Annotated in this window: 9 protein-coding genes and 3 pseudogenes; 7 read left to right on the forward strand and 5 right to left on the reverse strand. The window is 57.3% G+C overall.

The features are described 5' to 3' along the window. Window positions 1-61: 61 nt before the first annotated feature. Both ACYZUD_RS28715 and ACYZUD_RS28720 read right to left on the reverse strand, forming a co-directional pair. Window positions 62-440, reverse strand: a pseudogene (locus ACYZUD_RS28715) (DUF6124 family protein). Window positions 441-839: 399 nt separating this feature from the next. After that, window positions 840-1,808, reverse strand: coding sequence for a LysR family transcriptional regulator (locus tag ACYZUD_RS28720; protein ID WP_462021219.1), 969 nt, complete (start codon window positions 1,806-1,808; stop codon window positions 840-842). 282 nt (window positions 1,809-2,090) lie between these two features. Here ACYZUD_RS28720 and ACYZUD_RS28725 point away from each other — a divergent pair, with 282 nt between their 5' ends. The 4 genes and pseudogenes from ACYZUD_RS28725 (at window position 2,091) to ACYZUD_RS28740 (ending at window position 7,046) form a co-directional block, all read left to right on the forward strand. Next, a complete protein-coding gene (locus ACYZUD_RS28725) occupies window positions 2,091-3,602 on the forward strand; it encodes an efflux transporter outer membrane subunit (protein WP_462021220.1) in 1,512 nt (503 codons plus the stop codon). A gap of 144 nt (window positions 3,603-3,746) precedes the next feature. After that, the gene (locus ACYZUD_RS28730) at window positions 3,747-5,933 is read left to right on the forward strand and encodes an FUSC family protein (RefSeq protein ID WP_462021221.1); all 2,187 of its coding nucleotides are present in this window, start codon (window positions 3,747-3,749) and stop codon (window positions 5,931-5,933) included. Continuing rightward, the gene (locus ACYZUD_RS28735; protein ID WP_007896379.1) at window positions 5,923-6,123 is read left to right on the forward strand and encodes a DUF1656 domain-containing protein; all 201 of its coding nucleotides are present in this window, start codon (window positions 5,923-5,925) and stop codon (window positions 6,121-6,123) included. Before ACYZUD_RS28730 ends, ACYZUD_RS28735 begins: the two co-directional genes overlap by 11 nt. Before the next feature lie 10 nt (window positions 6,124-6,133). Further along, window positions 6,134-7,046 (forward strand): annotated as a pseudogene (locus tag ACYZUD_RS28740) (efflux RND transporter periplasmic adaptor subunit). A gap of 80 nt (window positions 7,047-7,126) precedes the next feature. Here ACYZUD_RS28740 and ACYZUD_RS28745 read toward each other — a convergent pair. Further along, complete coding sequence (locus ACYZUD_RS28745; protein ID WP_462021222.1) at window positions 7,127-7,951, reverse strand: SDR family oxidoreductase; 825 nt, start codon at window positions 7,949-7,951, stop codon at window positions 7,127-7,129. 32 nt (window positions 7,952-7,983) lie between these two features. Continuing rightward, window positions 7,984-8,448, reverse strand: coding sequence for a multidrug transporter (locus tag ACYZUD_RS28750; RefSeq protein WP_462021223.1), 465 nt, complete (start codon window positions 8,446-8,448; stop codon window positions 7,984-7,986). A 160-nt stretch (window positions 8,449-8,608) separates the two neighbouring features. On the opposite strand from ACYZUD_RS28750, the gene ACYZUD_RS28755 reads away from it, so the two are divergent. Beyond that, window positions 8,609-11,437 carry an RHS repeat domain-containing protein gene (locus tag ACYZUD_RS28755; protein WP_462021224.1) on the forward strand — a complete coding sequence of 943 codons (2,829 nt, stop codon included), beginning with the start codon at window positions 8,609-8,611 and terminating at the stop codon, window positions 11,435-11,437. A 34-nt stretch (window positions 11,438-11,471) separates the two neighbouring features. Beyond that, window positions 11,472-14,105: an RHS repeat domain-containing protein gene (locus ACYZUD_RS28760; protein WP_462021225.1), complete on the forward strand. Its 2,634-nt coding sequence runs from the start codon at window positions 11,472-11,474 to the stop codon at window positions 14,103-14,105. A 97-nt stretch (window positions 14,106-14,202) separates the two neighbouring features. Here the strand turns inward: ACYZUD_RS28760 and ACYZUD_RS28765 are convergent. After that, window positions 14,203-14,304 (reverse strand): annotated as a pseudogene (locus ACYZUD_RS28765) (alginate biosynthesis protein AlgA); the annotation flags it as partial. A gap of 130 nt (window positions 14,305-14,434) precedes the next feature. Between ACYZUD_RS28765 and ACYZUD_RS28770 the strand changes: the two are divergent. Continuing rightward, a complete protein-coding gene (locus ACYZUD_RS28770) occupies window positions 14,435-17,227 on the forward strand; it encodes an RHS repeat domain-containing protein (RefSeq protein ID WP_462021226.1) in 2,793 nt (930 codons plus the stop codon). Window positions 17,228-17,290: the final 63 nt, after the last annotated feature.

Here is a 17,290-nt window from a genome sequence, read left to right on the forward strand (position 1 = left end):
CTTTGTCGCTGTTGTGCGAGCGCACGGATTGCCGGGTGTACACCATCCAAAAACTGTGGGATCAGCTGTGCGGCGTAGATTCGGGTACGTCCACGTTATCCAGCACCCGATTCACCGCCAGCTCGGCCAGCATGATGATCTGCTGAATCGCCATCGCGGTGTGACGGTGAGGGCCCTCCAGGTACCCCGCAAAATCACTGGTCATGACACTCGCCGAGGCCAGTGACTCGCAGGCGTGCGCCAGCAGGCTTTCATCATCGATATCGGGTGCGATGACAAACATCGTGCTCGGCTTGCGCTCTACGGGGTTTTTAAGGGCCGACGGATTGAGGTAGTGATCGAGCGCGCGGTCAGCGGCTTCGTGGAGTTTTTTTGAGTCGAGGGATTCGTAGGGGGGGAACGTTGTCGGTTTCAGGGGGATTGGGGGTTGCTTTGAACATGGTGACACCTCGGGGATGAAATGGAGCCACTCCGAATTGCCGCGACGCAATTTGAGGTGGCAGCTGTACGCGGGTTCGCGGACCGACCCCGAGAACTCGGCATACCCGAAGGTATCCCGCGCACAGCGCCATAACACGAAACGACAGACACCAAAGGAGCTGCTGTTAGGTGGTGCGATTATGCCTTAGGGAGTCGGGCCGCGACCCCCAAAGCCTATCCACCCCACTTCCGACCGACAACCGTCAAAACCTGTCGGAAACATCCTCAAAAATCACCACGTCTGTAGGAGCTGCCGAAGGCTGCGATCTTTTGATCTTCCGGCGTCTTCAAGAGCGTAAAGATCAAAAGATCGCAGCCTTCGGCAGCTCCTACAGAGGTATCCGTTCACTTCGGGAGGTTCAATTCGCCAGCCGAGCCCCACCCATACTCCCACTCAACTCATACGCCACCAATTCCGCCTGATGCGCCGCCAATATCTCCGGCAACGACCCGCGCAAGTACTCGACCCATGTCTTGATCTTCGCATCCAGGTACTGCCGCGACGGGTAGATCGCATACAGATTCAATTCCTGCGACCGATAGTTCGGCATCACCCGCACCAGCGTCCCGTTGCGCAAGCCTTCAATCGCCGCATACACCGGCAACACGCCAACGCCCATGCCGCTGATGATCGCGGTTTTCATTGCGTCGGCCGAATTCACCAAAAACGGTGAGCTATTGATGGTGACCATTTCCTGACCTTCAGGGCCGTCGAAGGTCCACTTCTCCAGCGGGATTACCGGGCTCACCAATCGCAGGCACGCGTGGTTCAGCAAATCGCTGGGTTTGTGCGCACAGCCGTTGGCCTTCACATAAGCGGGCGAGGCGCAAACGATGCTGTAGGTGATGCCCAGTCGCTGGGAGACGAAGCCCGAGTCCGGCAGTTCACTGGCCAGCACGATGGACACGTCGTAACCCTCGTCCAGCAGATCCGGCACGCGGTTGGCCATGGTCAGGTCGAAAGTCACGTCGGGGTGGGTCTTGCGGTAGCGGGCGATGGCGTCGATCACGAAGTGCTGACCGATGCCGGTCATGGTATGCACCTTGAGCTGCCCGGCCGGGCGCGCGTGGGCGTCGCTGGCCTCGGCTTCGGCTTCTTCGACGTAGGCCAGGATCTGCTCGCAGCGCAACAGGTAGCGCTTGCCGGCCTCGGTCAGGGCGATGCGACGCGTGGTGCGGTTGAGCAGGCGGGTTTGCAGGTGGGCTTCCAGGTTGGAGACCGCGCGCGAGACGTTAGCCGTGGTGGTGTCGAGTTGCACGGCGGCGGCGGTGAAGCTGCCTGCCTCAGCGACGTAACTGAAGGCGCGCATGTTTTGCAAAGTGTCCATGGGGTGCTCTCGGGTGCGATGGCAAATTGTGACACGAAGTTTCAGGGGCTGAGACCCCGACTAACGGATTATCGCGCGAACGGTAACAAAGATTCACAAGAATCCCAGCTTATCGCCATCAAAACCCACCCCTAGAATTGCGCCCACCTCTGTAGAAGCTGCCGAGTGAAACGAGGCTGCGATCTTTTGATGTTGCCTTTAAAAGCGAAGATCAAAAGATCGCAGCCTCGTTTTACTCGGCAGCTCCTACGGGGATCTCTCCCACCTCAGGAATTTTCAGCAGTGCCGCGTCGCATCAGCAGAGCGCTTCAGACGCTCAGTGTTTTGGCTTTAACCCTGACAATCAGCGGCTGCATCGGAACCGGAGGTATTGCCCCACAGGGCAAGGCACTGGAGGCCAATTCACTGGCCACCGACGAAGCGATCCAGAGCGCCGCGCAGGACGCTCACTGGCCCACCGCCCGATGGTGGCAGGCGTATGGCGACCCGCAACTGAACCGCTGGATCGACCTCGCCATACAAGGTAGCCCGACGATGGCCATGGCGGCTGCGCGAGTGCGTCAGGCCAAATCCATGGCCGGCATCGCCGAGTCCGCCGAGTCGCTGCAGATCAACGGCGAATCCACCCTCAAGCGCCACAACTGGCCCACCGACCAGTTCTACGGGCCGGGCGAGCTGGCCAACACCACGACCTGGGACAACAACGCGGCGCTGGGCTTCAGCTACGCCCTCGACCTCTGGGGCCGCGAAAGCAACGCCACCGAGCGCGCCGTGGACATGGCCCACATGAGCGCCGCCGAAGCGCGGTTGGCCCAGCTCGAATTGCAGAACAACATCGTGCGCGCCTATATCGAACTCTCGTTGCATTACGCGCAACGGGACATTGTCGAAGCGACCCTGCACCAGCAACAGCAAATTCTCGACCTCGCGCAGAAGCGCCTCAACGGCGGCATCGGCACCCACTTTGAAGTCAGCCAGGCCGAAACGCCGTTGCCGGAAACCCATCGGCAGATCGATGCACTGGACGAAGAAATCGCCCTGAGCCGCAACCAACTGGCCGCACTCGCCGGCAAAGGCCCGGGCGAGGGCGCGCAGTTGCAGCGGCCGGCGCTGTCGTTGGGTACGGCGTTGAAACTGCCGTCGACACTGCCGGCGCAATTGCTCGGTCAACGCCCGGACGTGGTCGCCAGCCGCTGGCAAGTGGCAGCCCAGGCGCGGGGTATTGATGTCGCTCACGCCGGTTTCTATCCCAACGTTGATCTGGTCGGTAGCCTCGGCTACATGGCCACCGGCGGTGGGGCGCTGGAGTTTCTGACCGGCAAGAAGCTCAACTACAGCGTCGGCCCGGCGATCTCGTTGCCGATCTTCGACGGCGGCCGTTTGCGTTCCGAGTTGGGCGAAGCCTCCGCCGGTTACGACATCGCCGTGGCCCGGTACAACCAGACCCTGGTCAACGCGCTGAAAAACATCTCTGACCAGTTGATCCGCCGCGAGTCCATGGACAAGCAGCAAACCTTCGCCGCCGAGTCGGTGGCCACCGCGCAGAAAACCTACGACATCGCGATGATCGCCTATCAGCGCGGGCTCACCGATTATCTCAATGTGCTCAACGCCCAGACCCTGTTGTTCAAGCAGCAGCAGGTTCAGCAACAGGTTCAGGCCGCACGCCTCAGTGCTCACGCGGAACTGGTGACGGCGCTCGGCGGTGGACTTGGCGCGGGCAACGATGTGCCGAAAGACAGCCAGACCGCTATACCGAAAACTCCGGCCCTGCTTAAGAGCCTCTCGAATTGAATACAAAACCTGTGGGAGCGAGCCTGCTCGCGAAGAGGGCGTGTCAGTCAATGATGATGTCGCCTGACACACCGCTTTCGCGAGCAGGCTCGCTCCCACAAGGTCCGGCTCGCCGCACAACCTTCGACCAATGAGCAGGATTCCATGACTCCCTTGCCCGCACCTTTGCGCTGGCTGTATTCCCTTGAATGGCGCCGGGGTTTCTTTGACTGGGCACGCAGCGACGGCGTGACCTGGGTCTACATTTTCAAGGTTTTATTCGCGGCGTTCCTGACCCTGTGGCTGGCCATGCGCCTGGAATTGCCGCAACCGCGCACCGCGATGATCACCGTGTTCATCGTCATGCAACCGCAAAGCGGTCAGGTGTTTGCCAAGAGTTTTTATCGCTTTCTTGGCACGCTGGCCGGGTCGGCGGTGATGGTCGCGCTGATTGCCTTGTTTGCGCAAAACACCGAACTGTTCCTGGGCTCACTGGCGATCTGGGTCGGTATCTGCTCGGCCGGCGCGGCACGTTATCGCAACTTCCGCGCCTACGGTTTCGTGCTCGCCGGGTACACCGCCGCGATGGTCGGGTTGCCGGCATTGGCACACCCGGACGGCGCGTTCATGGCGGCGGTCTGGCGGGTGCTGGAAATCTCTTTGGGGATTCTTTGCGCCACGCTGGTCAGCGCCGCAATCCTCCCGCAAACCGCCAGCGCTGCGATGCACAACGCGTTGTATCAGCGCTTCGGCGTGTTTGCGTTGTTCGTCACCGACGGCTTGCGCGGTCGCAGCAAACGCGAGGCTTTTGAAGCGAGCAACGTGCGCTTTATCGCCGAGGCGGTCGGCCTGGAAGGGCTGCGCAGCGTCACCGTGTTCGAAGACCCGCACATGCGTCGGCGCAATGGTCGGCTCAGTCGCCTGAACAGCGAGTTCATGAGCATCACCACCCGTTTCAACGCCTTGCACCAGTTGCTCGAACGCTTGCGCAGCAGCGGCGCCGACCACGTTGTCGCGGCGATCAAACCGGGGTTGCAAGACCTCGCGGAAGTGCTCGACGGTTTCAGCGGTCGCGCCCTGACCAGCCCCGACGCCGCACGTTTGGTGATAGCGCTGAGCGCTTACAAGGAAGGGTTGCCGACAAGGGTTCGCAGCCTGCGGGCAAGGTTTCAAGAGAGCGATCCAAGCGACGCCGAGCAGCTGGATTTCCACACCGCGTACGAACTGCTGTATCGCTTCGTCGACGACCTGCACAGTTATGCACAGACCCACGCCTCCCTGGCCGATCACAGCCATGAACGTGAACGCTGGGACGAACCTTTCACCCCACAAACCAACTGGCTGGCGTCGGCCGCGTCGGGGATTCGCGCCGCGTTCATTCTGGTGGTGCTCGGCAGCTATTGGGTCGCCACGGCGTGGCCGAGCGGGGCGACCATGACGCTGATTGCTGCCGCCACTGTCGGCCTGTCCGCCGCGACACCCAACCCGAAACGCATGGCGTTCCAGATGGCCTGCGGGACGTTTCTCGGCGCGCTGATCGGCTTCGTCGAGATGTTTTTCATCTTCCCGTGGATCGACGGTTTCCCCTTGCTCTGCGTGATGCTCGCGCCAGTGATCGTGCTCGGTTCGTTTCTGACTTCGCGACCGCAATACGCGGGTGTCGGCCTCGGTTTGCTGATCTTCTTCAGCACCGGTTCAGTGCCGGACAACCTCACCGTCTACAACCCCTACGCCTTCATCAACGACTACATCGCCATGGTGCTCGGCATGCTGGTGTGCGCAGCGGCCGGGGCGATCATCCTGCCGCCCAACAGCCGCTGGTTGTGGCGCCGGTTGGAGCAGGATCTGCGCGGGCAAGTGGTGTATGCGATCAGCGGCAAACTCAAGGGCCTGGCGTCGAGTTTCGAAAGCCGCACGCGGGATTTGCTGCACCAGGCTTACGGTTTAGCCGCGGGCCAGCCGCAGGTGCAACGGGACTTGCTGCGCTGGATGTTCGTGGTGCTGGAAGTCGGCCACGCGATCATCGAGTTGCGCAAGGAACAGGCGATTTTGCCGGTGCATCCGGCCTATGCCGAATCCCAGCCGTGGCGCCAGGCGATCCGGGTGATGGGCCGCTCGCTGGTGCGGCTGTTTCTGCAACCGAGCCAGAGCAATCTTGAACGCGGGTTGGTCGCGGTCGACCACGCGATCAGCCGCGTGCAAGCCACCGACGAACCTTTCGCCCCGCACTTCGACACCTCTGCCTTGCGCCGGGTGAAGAGCTACCTGCACTTCATCCGCACCTCGTTACTCGACCCGCAATCGCCGCTTGCTGCCTATGCCAAACCCCAAGGACTTGAACATGCCTCGTGAAATCGCCTTCCACGGCGTGTACATGCCGACCATGACGCTGATGTTTTTCATCGCCGCGGCGCTGGCCTGGGCGCTGGACAGGTTCCTGTCCGGGTTCGATCTGTACCGTTTTTTCTGGCACCCGGCGCTGCTGCGCCTGAGTCTGTTTACCTGTCTGTTCGGCGCCCTGGCGCTGACTGTTTACCGTTGAGAACGCCCTGATGAAAAAGCTCTTCAGCCTGCTCGCCACCCTGTTGGTGCTGGCCCTCGCGATATGGATCGGCCGGACCCTCTGGGTGCATTACATGGACACCCCCTGGACCCGTGACGGCCGGGTGCGCGCCGACATCATCAACGTCGCCGCCGACGTTACCGGAGAAGTGGTGGACGTGCCGGTGCGTGACAACCAGTTGGTGAAGAAGGGTGACCTGCTGATGCAGATCGACCCCGAGCACTACCGCATCGCGGTCAAACAGGCGCAGGCCCTCGTGGCCTCACGCAAGTCGACGTGGGAGATGCGCAAGGTCAACGCCCATCGCCGCGCCGACATGGACGCCTTGGTGATTTCCAAGGAAAACCGCGACGACGCCAGCAACATCGCCGACTCGGCCCTGGCCGATTATCAGCACGCACAAGCGCAACTGGAAGCCGCTGAACTGAACCTCACACGCACCGAGGTGCGTGCAGCGGTGGATGGTTACGTGACCAACCTCAACGTCCATCGCGGCGACTACGCGCGCATCGGCGAAGCAAAAATGGCCGTGGTCGATATGAACTCGTTCTGGGTCTATGGCTTTTTCGAGGAAACCAAATTGCCCCACGTGCGGGTCGGCGATAAGGCCGATATGCAACTGATGAGCGGCGAAGTGCTCAAGGGGCATGTGGAGAGTATTTCTCGCGGCATCTATGACCGTGATAACCCGGAAAGCCGTGAGCTGATCGCTGATGTGAACCCGACCTTTAACTGGGTGCGTTTGGCTCAGCGGGTACCGGTGCGGATTCACATTGATGAAGTGCCGGAGGGGGTGCTGTTGGCGGCGGGGATTACTTGCACGGTGGTGGTTAAACAGGACGGCGTGGAGTAACTGTCAGACCGTGTCGTGCCCATCGCGAGCAGGCTCGCTCCCACATTAGATCTTCAGTGAACACAAAACAGGTGCACGAAGGCGATCCAGTGTGGGAGCGAGCCTGCTCGCGATAGGGTCACCGCAGTCTCAAAGTTGCCCACTCAACCCGAACCGCTTCATCAACCCCGACTCCAGCACCCCCTTGGGCAACAACCCCGCCAACAACGGCAACGCCCGGCTGCCATTGCCCAGACGAACCAGCCGTGGCGGTTTGCTCTGCTGCACAGCCTTGAGCAACCCGGCGGCAAACTCACTGGCCGGGGTCGGGTTGTCCTGGGACGCTTTCGCCCTGGCACGGATGCCGTCACGCAACGGCCACCAAGGCGATTGTTCGCTGATCAACTGCTCCGCTTCATGCCCGGCATTCTTGGCAAAACTGGACGCAATGGCCCCGGGCTGAACCTCCATGACCCGTACGCCGAACGGCGCCAGTTCCATGCGCAAGGCATCGCTCAAGGCATGCACCGCCGCTTTCGAGGCGCAATAAGCACCGGCAAACGGCGTGACCAACACCCCGGACACACTGCCGATATTCACCACCAGGCCCTTGGCCCGGCGCAGCACCGGAAACAGCGCGCGCGTCACGCCGACGATCGCAAACACATTGGTTTCGAATTGCCGCTGCATGGCCGGCACACCCCCATCAAGCAGCGGCCCCATGGCACCGTAACCGGCGTTATTAATCAGCACATCAAGGCCGCCATGCTTTTGATTGATCTGTTCACTTAACTGTTCAAGCGCCGCGCCATCGTTGACGTCCAGTTGCACGGCGGTGAAACCGGCCGCCGCCAGAGCGGCCACATCTTCAGTCTTGCGGGCGCTGGCCCAGACTTCGTAACCGGCCGCTTTGAAGGTGTCGGCCAGGGCGCGGCCAATGCCGCTGGAACAACCGGTAATCAACGCAACGGGCATGGCGCGGTCCTTGTGCAAAAGAGAGAAGGGATTCAGTCGGAGAAACTACCCTGCAAACGCTCGGCGCGAAACTCCAGCGTTTGCGGGCGATAACCGGGACGCAGCGGCGGTAGCGGCAAGCAGTCTTCCCAATTGGCGCCGGCCTGCAGTTCGCCTGGGCCGCGATAACGCGGTGCGGCATATTGATTGTCGGCCAGGTTGACCGTATCACCCGGTGCGTAAGCGGCGACGCGCCAACGCAACTCGGTCAGCGGTACGTCGTTGCCATTGTTCATGGTCAATTGCAACGGACGGTCCGCCGGGCAGCGCTCCGGCGCATAAGTGATGCGCAACTCAAGCCGCGCCAGTTGCTTGACCTCGCGGTTATCCATCCAGATCACCCAGGTTGCCACCAGACCCAATCCAACGGCGGCCGCGAGTGAAACCGGCAAGGCTTTGGCGGGATAGCGCAGTAGCAGGATCAACCAGGTAATGACCAGCAGGACACCGATGAACATGACGCAAAACCTCGCAGGAGAGAGGGTCATCCTACCTAAGGGGAGGTGGGCTTGGCGATGGGCGATGCGCGGGTGACCGTTTGTCTAGCCTGTAATTTGTGACAGTAGCCAGGCATGAGTTTTCGGCATTAGCTGATGCAAATCGGCATGAAGGTATGCGATGCAGCCTCGTTTATCGGCCCTACACCGCAACACCCCAAAAATGATGGTCGTTGAACCGCGCGGATTGGCTGTGCGCGCGGTGGATTATTACCGTGGCGCCGTAGATGAACCGATTGAAACGCGGATTAATCACACGACTTATGACCCGCTGGGGCGGGCGATTGCACGACGGGATCCGCGTTTGTTCCAGGATGTATCGGCACCGGCCAACCTGAGTACGATCCACAGTTTGGGCGGCATTGTTTTACGCACTGTCAGTGTGGATGCCGGGCTGCGTTTGAGTTTGTTTGGAAGCTCGGGTCAGTTGGTCTGCAGCTGGGATGGTCGGGGTGCGCGACACCGGATGCAGTACGACAATCAATTGCGACTGACTGCGCTGTTCGAGCAAGCTGCAGAAGGAGATGCCATTTGTGCGGAACATTTGGGTTACGCGGCGAACGACCAGGTTTTCGTGGAGCAAAACCAGTGCGGTCGCCTGATTCGTCACCATGACCCGGCGGGGATTGTGCATTTCAAAGAGTATGCTTTGACAGGGGTTGTGCTTGAGCAGACTCGACATTTTCTGGCAGCCCTGACACCACCTGATTGGTCGGAACCGGTGGCGGATTGCGAGTTGTTACTCGAGCCAGGTGAGGGGGCAACGACTCGTTCGCGATTTAATCCAACGGGCGACCTGATTGAGCAGATCGACGCCAGGATCAATCGACAGTATTTCAGCCAGACAATTGCCGGCCAGTTACGCGAGGTTCGGCTTCAACTGAGCGGGGATTCGACGCTAAAAACATTGGCCAGCGCGATCCAGTACAACGCCGAAGGCAAAGTTGAGCAGGAAACGGCCGGTAACCGTGTCATCACCCGGCTGTACTATCAACCCGAAGACGGACGTCTGGTGCGTTTGTTGTCCTGCCCAGACCAGAAAGATCCATTGCTGGATTTGAACTACACCTACGACCCCGTTGGTAATGTGCTCGGCATCCGGGACGCAGTCCAGCCCATTCATTACTTTGCCAACCAGCGCGTCGACTCGACCAACCAATTTGTTTACGACAGCTTGTACCGTTTAATCGAAGCCTCCGGTTCGGAGAGAGGCAGCCACAATAAAGGCCCGGTCATCGTCGAAGATCCGCTTGCCCGAGCCAATTACCGCCAGACCTATCGTTACGATCTCGGCGAAAATCTGCTGGAGTTGACGCACGAAGGCCCGCAAGACCACGGTCACCGCCTGATCGCGGCCCGTCATAGCAACCGTTGTCTGCCGGTACTCAATGGCCTTGAGCCGAGCGAGGAAGATTTTCGCGACGGCTTTGATGCCAGCGGAAATGCATTGCAACTGCAGCCTGGCCAAACATTGAGCTGGAACGCAAGGAATCAGTTGCAGCAGGTTCAGCCCGTGGTGCGCAGCGGAGGGCTGAATGATCGTGAGCGTTATATCTACGGCGCCGACGGCATGCGTGTACGAAAAGTCAGCGAGACGCACACCGGCGCCCGTACGGTCGTGGCCGAAGTGCGTTATCTGGGAACGCTGGAGCTGCGAATCCATAGCGGCACAGGTGAAACACTCCATGTCATTAATATTCAGGCGGGATACGGTACCACCCAAGTGCTGCATTGGGAAACCGAGACGCCGAAAGGGATGGCCAACGACGCCTGCCGCTACAGCGTGCCCGATCACCTCGGTTCCTGTTCGCTGGAGCTCGATAGCCAGGCGCGGGTGATCAGCCGGGAAACCTATCATCCGTTTGGCGCAACGGCATCCTGCGACAGCGGGGATTCATCTGAAGAAAGTCGCCGGACGCAGCGCTATTCGGGTAAGGAAAGGGATGCAACGGGGCTCTATTACTATGGGTTGCGTTACTACATGCCTTGGCAGCAGCGGTGGTTGAATCCGGATCCGGCGGGTTATGTAGATGGGAACAACTTGCTTGCCTTTGTTAGTGGTAATCCACTGAGCTACAAGGACGAGCAAGGAACAACGGGTATTGACGTTAATGCACTGACTTCAGAACAACGTCAGGCTATTGGTATTGATGGGCCGAAACTTGATCCTGTCGTGGAAGTGTATAAAACAGGTTTTGGGCTGACGAGTGCGCCGACTATTTTTTTTCAGGGAGTTGATGATCAAACCTATACTTCTCTTGAGCAGGTGCGGGCTGGGAGTTTGATCACGAAGACGCTGCTGAGAAAGGGCTCGCCCAATCAAGTTCTTGACTTGATGAGGTCGATTGATGATCCGGCTGATATGGTTTATATGCTAAGTGAAGTAGTTCGCAAAGACATAAATCCCTTGGGATCATCGCTTAGGTTTGGGATTGGAAACTGTGGAGAGCATGCAGATGTATTATTTAATCTTCTCGCCAGTACCGAGACACACCAGCCAGTTGTTAAGGTTTCTGCGGGAAATGGAGTTGATCACGCATTTGTCGTTATAGGTGATTATCGTGAGCCACAAGGTAGGAACGGAAAAATTATAGTCGCCGATGCTTGGCCAACATTTCCCCTACCTCATTTGGCTGATGTCGGGATGTTTGAAGTTGGTAATATTAAAGCAACTGCTCCAGCTGCCGCGGATCCCAGGTATCAGTTGGATGATGCGCTGTTAGTTGAGAATGGGGAAGTTGTATTTCCTGACGTTCCACCTGACGGGAGGGTGGAGCAAATACGGCGCCTTGGTGGAACTTATCTGCAATTGTTTTCAGTGCAGGATAGCCAGCGTGGATTGGAATATTATTCTTTCGGGCGCAGTGGTGGATTTAATAAGCTTCCTGAGCGTTATGTTGTTGAACGGATGAATGATCTTTCAAATTATATGAAGGGCGGCATGGTCTGAGTATGTCCGAAAATAAATCGAAATGAAGCGCGCGATGCAATCTCGTTTATTGGCCCTGCACCGCAATACCCCAAGTCTTACGGTCGTTGAACCTCGCGGATTGGTTGTGCGTGCGGTGGACTATTACCGTGCCGCCGTAGATGAATCTATTGAAACGCGGATTAATCACACGATTTATGATCCGACGGGGCGGGCGATTGCACAACGGGATTCGCGTTTGCTCCAGGATGCATCGGCCGCCAACCTGAGCACGTTCCATGGGCTCACTGGCACCGTCTTGTGCACCGTCAGTGTCGATTCAGGCTTGGATATTATTTTGTTCGGTGAGGCGGGCCAACCGATCCACAGCTGGGACGGCCGGGGTTCGCAGCGCCGGATGCACTACGACAATCAGGTGCGATTGACTGCGCTCTTCGAGCAAACGGTGGGGTGCGCGGCAATTTGCGGGGAGCGTCTGACCTACGCGGCGAACGATCCGGCATTCGTTGATCACAACCAATGCGGTGGGTTGATTGGTCACCAGGACCCGGCGGGGATTTTGCTGTTCAACGACTACGGATTGGCCGGTGCGGTACTTGAACAGGAACGGCGTTTTGCCGAGAGCGCGCACGTCTTCGCGACGCGTTCACGTTTCAATCCGCCAGGCGACTTGCTCTCCCGAACCGATGCCCAAGGCAACGAACAATTCTTTGGTCACACCCTCGACGGTCAATTACGCGCCGCACAGTTGCGTTTGAACAACTCGCTGGAACGACTGCCGATGGTCAGCGCCATCACCTACAACGCCTACGGCCAGGTCGAAAGGGAAGTCGCCGACAATGGCGTGATCAGCACCCTTGAATACGCTGCCGAAGACGGGCGCCTGCAACGCCTGGTATCCCGGCTCGGTCAGGATGATCCATTACAGGATCTGCGTTACACCTACGATCCGGTCGGCAATGTGCTGAGCATCGAAGACGCCGCGCTGCCGGTCCGCTACTTCGCCAATCAGCTTATCGACCCGGTCAGCCATTATTGGTACGACACGCTCTACCGGTTGATCGAGGCGACCGGTTGGGAGGCCGGTGCGGTCAAACATGGCCCGGCGTCAGCGGCTACGGCGGATCCCGCCATGCCCGGCAACTACCGCCAAACCTACCGCTACGATGACGGCAACAACCTGCTTGAACTGACCCACCTCGGCCCACAAAACCACGGCCATCGACTGGTCGCCGCTGCCCACAGCAATCGCTGCCTGCCAGTGCGCGATGGCATCGAGCCGGGCGAAGAAGACTTCCGCAACGGCTTCGACGCCAACGGCAACCCGCTGAGCTTGCAACCGGGCCAAACGTTGCGTTGGGACCTGCGCAATCAACTGCGCGAAGTCCGGCCGGTCGAACGCGACGCTGGTCCCGACGATTACGAGCGCTACGACTACGGTGCCGACGGCATGCGTGTGCGTAAAGTTCGCTTGCTGCAAACCAATGCGCAAACCGTCGAGATTAAAACCTGCTATTTACCCGGCCTGGAAATCCGTACCCACAGCGGCACCGGCGAAGTGCTACACGTCATTGAAGTGACGACCGGACGCGGTAGCGTGCGGGTGTTGCATTGGAAGGCTGGAAAACCGAATGAGATCACCAACAATCAGCAGCGCTACAGCCTGACGGATCATCTGGGGTCTAGCACGCTGGAGCTGGATCAGAACGCCAATATCATCACCCAGGAACGGTATTACCCGTTTGGCGGCACAGCGTGGAGTAACGGCGAGGCGGTGCAGGTCAGTTACAAAACGGTGCGGTATTCGGGGAAAGAGCAGGACGCGACAGGGTTTTACTACTATGGGTTCCGATATTACGTGCCGTGGTTGCGGCGGTGGTTGAATCCGGATCCATCGGAAGACATTGATGGGCCTAACCGTTTTAGGGCAATGCGAAATAACCCACTGCGTTATCGGGATGAGGATGGTTTGGTCTCTACAGATACTTCATCTGAAACTATGCCAGGAAGTACAAATACTAATTCTATTTACTCGTTAGTTTCTCTTCCAACAGCTGCTGAGTCGAGACAGTCGGCACTAAATTTTCAGGAAAAAGGCCGTAAAGCTGTCTCAGTCGAGAGGGATGATGCAAGTCATCCCCAAGAGATAAACTCATTAGCCTCAAAGGGCAAAGGGCTATCTTTTGAGGCGAAAAGCAACCTGCTAGCAATGGAAAAAAATCGTCAGTTTGTCGCCGTCATGTCCATAAAAAAACAGAGGGTAGATATTGCTGTTTCTTCACAATTGGGTGTACCTGGGTCGGATGTTGAGCGGCAGATGCCTAGAGGAGTTACCTATAAGGTGGGGCCTAAGAGCCCCAGTTTTTCATTTCCGCTTGAAGCTTTGCATTCTGTTGGAAAAATGGCAGATGGCTCCGAACTTGATTTCACAGGGCATGCGATGATGGTCAAAATGCTTTCGGGGAAAAACGAGAACTATATTGGGTTTTCAGGAATAAAACGGTCCGACGGCGTCATTCGCTTGAAATGGACTTCAAGAACACTAAATCCTGAACATGCCTCTTTTATTTCGAAGTACCACTTGGGTAATCCTGGCGTAGAGCAGCGTGATTACGTTCTTTCAAAAAAATATCAGGTTATTGTTGTTCGACGTTTCGAAATGTCTGGATATACAGTCATAAGTAATTGAACACCTATCCCTGTATCTAGTGCAAAAAGCCCCACCCAACCCACTGCGGATAGGGAACGCAGTGGACTGGACGGGGGCTTCTCGTTTTACCGATTGTTTACTGCGCGATGGTCTTCACCGAAACCCCACGCTCAATCGGCGTAGACCGACCATAGATATCTTCAAACCGCTCGATATCGTCCTCACCAAAATCTTGCCCGAGTTCGCACCGAGGCGATCAGATGTAGGTCGACTGGTTTTCGTACCAGTGATCGCTACTGTAATTTCTGACAGTAGCCAAACATGGATTTTGAGCATTAGCTGATCGCCATTCTTCGAGACGACTCGTCATGGATGCTCAAGCAACGGCAATGCACCGTTATACCCCAAAGTTGACTGCCATCGATCCTCGCGATCTGGCTGTACGCTCGGTAGATTATTACCGCATGGAATTCAGCGACACCGCAGAAACACGGGTTAATCGAACGGCCCATGACCCGGCGGGACGAGTGATTGATCTATGGGATCCGCGCTTGTTTCTGGATGCGACGGCCCCAGCCAATCTGAGCAGTATCCATTCGCTGTCCGGTGCCGCTTTGTGCACGACCAGCGTGGATGCCGGGCTGCGTGTGAGTCTGTTCAGCGAGGCGGGTCAACCTGTTCACCGTTGGGATGGACGGGGTTCCCGGCGTTGGATGCACTACGACAATCAACTGCGACTGAGTGCGTTGTTCGAGCAAGCCGTGGAGGGTGAAGCGATTTGCGCTGAGCATTTGAGTTACGCGGCAAACGATCAGGCCTTCGCTGATCATAACCAGTGCGGTCGACTGATCCGTCACGATGATCCTGCCGGTGTTCTGCTGTTCAATGACTATGGATTGACCGGCGCAGTGCTCGAACAAGTGCGGTGTTTTACGAATGAAGCGCCTCCCGGTTTGGCCACGCATTCACGCGTTAACCCGTTGGGTGATCCGCTGTCCCGGACGGATGCTCACGGTAACGAACAACGATTTACTCAGACCCTCGACGGCCATTTACTCGCCGTGGAGTTGCGCCTGAGCAATACGACCGAACGACTGCCAATGGTCAACGCCATCACCTACAACGCCCATGGCCAGGTCGAAAAGGAAGTCGCGGGTAATGGCGTGATCACCACCCTTGAATACGCCGCCGAGGACGGGCGCCTGCAACGCCTGGTGTCCCGGCTCGGGCAGAATGATCCATTACAGGATCTGCGTTATGCCTACGACCCGGTTGGTAATGTGCTGAGCATCGAGGACGCGGCGCTGCCGATCCGTTACTTCGCCAATCAGCGCATCGAGCCGGTCAGTCATTATTGTTATGACACGCTCTACCGATTGATCGAGGCGACGGGCTGGGAGGCCGGTGCGGTCAAACACGGCCCGGCAACGGCGATGACGGCGGATCCCGCCATGCCCGGAAACTACCGCCAAACCTACCACTACGACGACGGCAACAACCTGCTCGAACTGACCCATGTCGGCCCACAAAACCATGGTCATCGACTGGTCGCCGCCGCTCACAGCAACCGCTGCCTGCCGGTGCGCGATGGCATCGAGCCGGGTGAAGAAGACTTCGGAAACGGCTTCGACGCCAACGGCAACCTGCTGAAGTTGCAACCGGGACAAACGCTGAGTTGGGATGTGCGCAATCAACTGTGCGAAGTTCGACCGGTCGAGCGTGACGGTGCCGAGAATGACAGTGAGCGTTACGTCTACGGCGCCGATGGCATGCGTGTGCACAAAGTCCGCTCGTCGCAAACCAACGCCCAAACGGTCGTCATCGAAACCCGTTACTTGCCCGGTCTGGAAATCCGTACCCACAGTGGCACTGGCGAAGTGTTTCATGTGATCAGCGTCCAGGCCGGACGCAGTAGTGTTCGGGTGTTGCACTGCGAGTCGGCGCCCCCGAAGGACAGTGCCAACGATCAATACCGGTTCAGCCTGAATGATCATTTGGGTTCTTGCACCCTGGAACTCGACAGCGACGGTGAAGTGATCAGTCAGGAGCGATATCACCCATTTGGTACTACTGCTTGGTTTGCCGGGAGAGGGGAGGTTGAGACGAGTCGTAAAACTGTTCGGTACTCGGGGAAAGAGCGGGATGCGACGGGGCTCTATTATTATGGGTTCAGGTATTACGTGCCCTGGTGGCAGAGGTGGATAAGCCCGGATCCAGCTGGAGATATCGATGGTCTGAACTTTTACTCGATGGTGATAAATGATCCGATTAACAAGTTGGATCGTGATGGCTTGTCTGGAGGAGAAGTTGATGGCTCTGGAAGTAACGAAAGTAGATATGGGCCGAGCAGTGAAAAGTGGAAAAGTGCAGTTTTTACACTTCGTGGGAAACTATTTCCTGAAACGCGTCCGAAAGGTTTGATACATCCTATGTTGGGGAGTAAGCGCGCAACCGGAGACGCGACAGAGGTTTTGGATGACCCATCACGTATAACTGAACGCTCCCACAAGTTCAGGGGGGTGAAATATTTTTCATTAGAAGAGCGAAAAAAATATGTGGTTTCGGTAAAAAACGGACTGCTTCACACGGCGGGCGGCCAACTGCTGACCTCTTCTGCAAGCACTATGGTTAGAGGAAGAGCTGTAAGTAAGGAAACGCCAAAGACCACCTCGTTTGTTAACTGGAAACTTACGCAAATGGCTTATGTTCTTGGTTGGAATACTGATTTGCCAAGTGAAAGGCAGCTACTTGTATATCCACACAAGGCAAACGAACTTCATCATTCTAGTGGGTTTGGCGGTGGCAGAGTGATTGACGTGGGGATGATGACAATTTACGAGGGTAAGGTCGTATTTGTTGAGAGTAAAAGTGGTCACTATAAACCTAATATGGAGCAAAAAATTCATACGCTACACTTTCTTAAGCAATCAGGTGTTGATCTATCGAGCACTTTTATTTCTGAGCGGATTTTGATGGTGCATGCAGTGCCCGGAGATCTGAAATCTCCTATTATCCCGGATTTTGATGGTGCTGAACTTTATAGGGCTGATGATTTTTATAAAAAACGAGGGGGGGGAGATATTTTTAAGGCCCCTGAGTATGATCCGGAGGATCCGCAGCGCCTTAAATATCAAACACAAGTTTATTGGCCTGGAAATTAGTCGTATTGTCGTGATTCGTAATTATTTCGGGCGTTATTATCTTAAAAATTTCCGGGGCAATTG

The organism is Pseudomonas sp. XS1P51, from assembly GCF_054897845.1.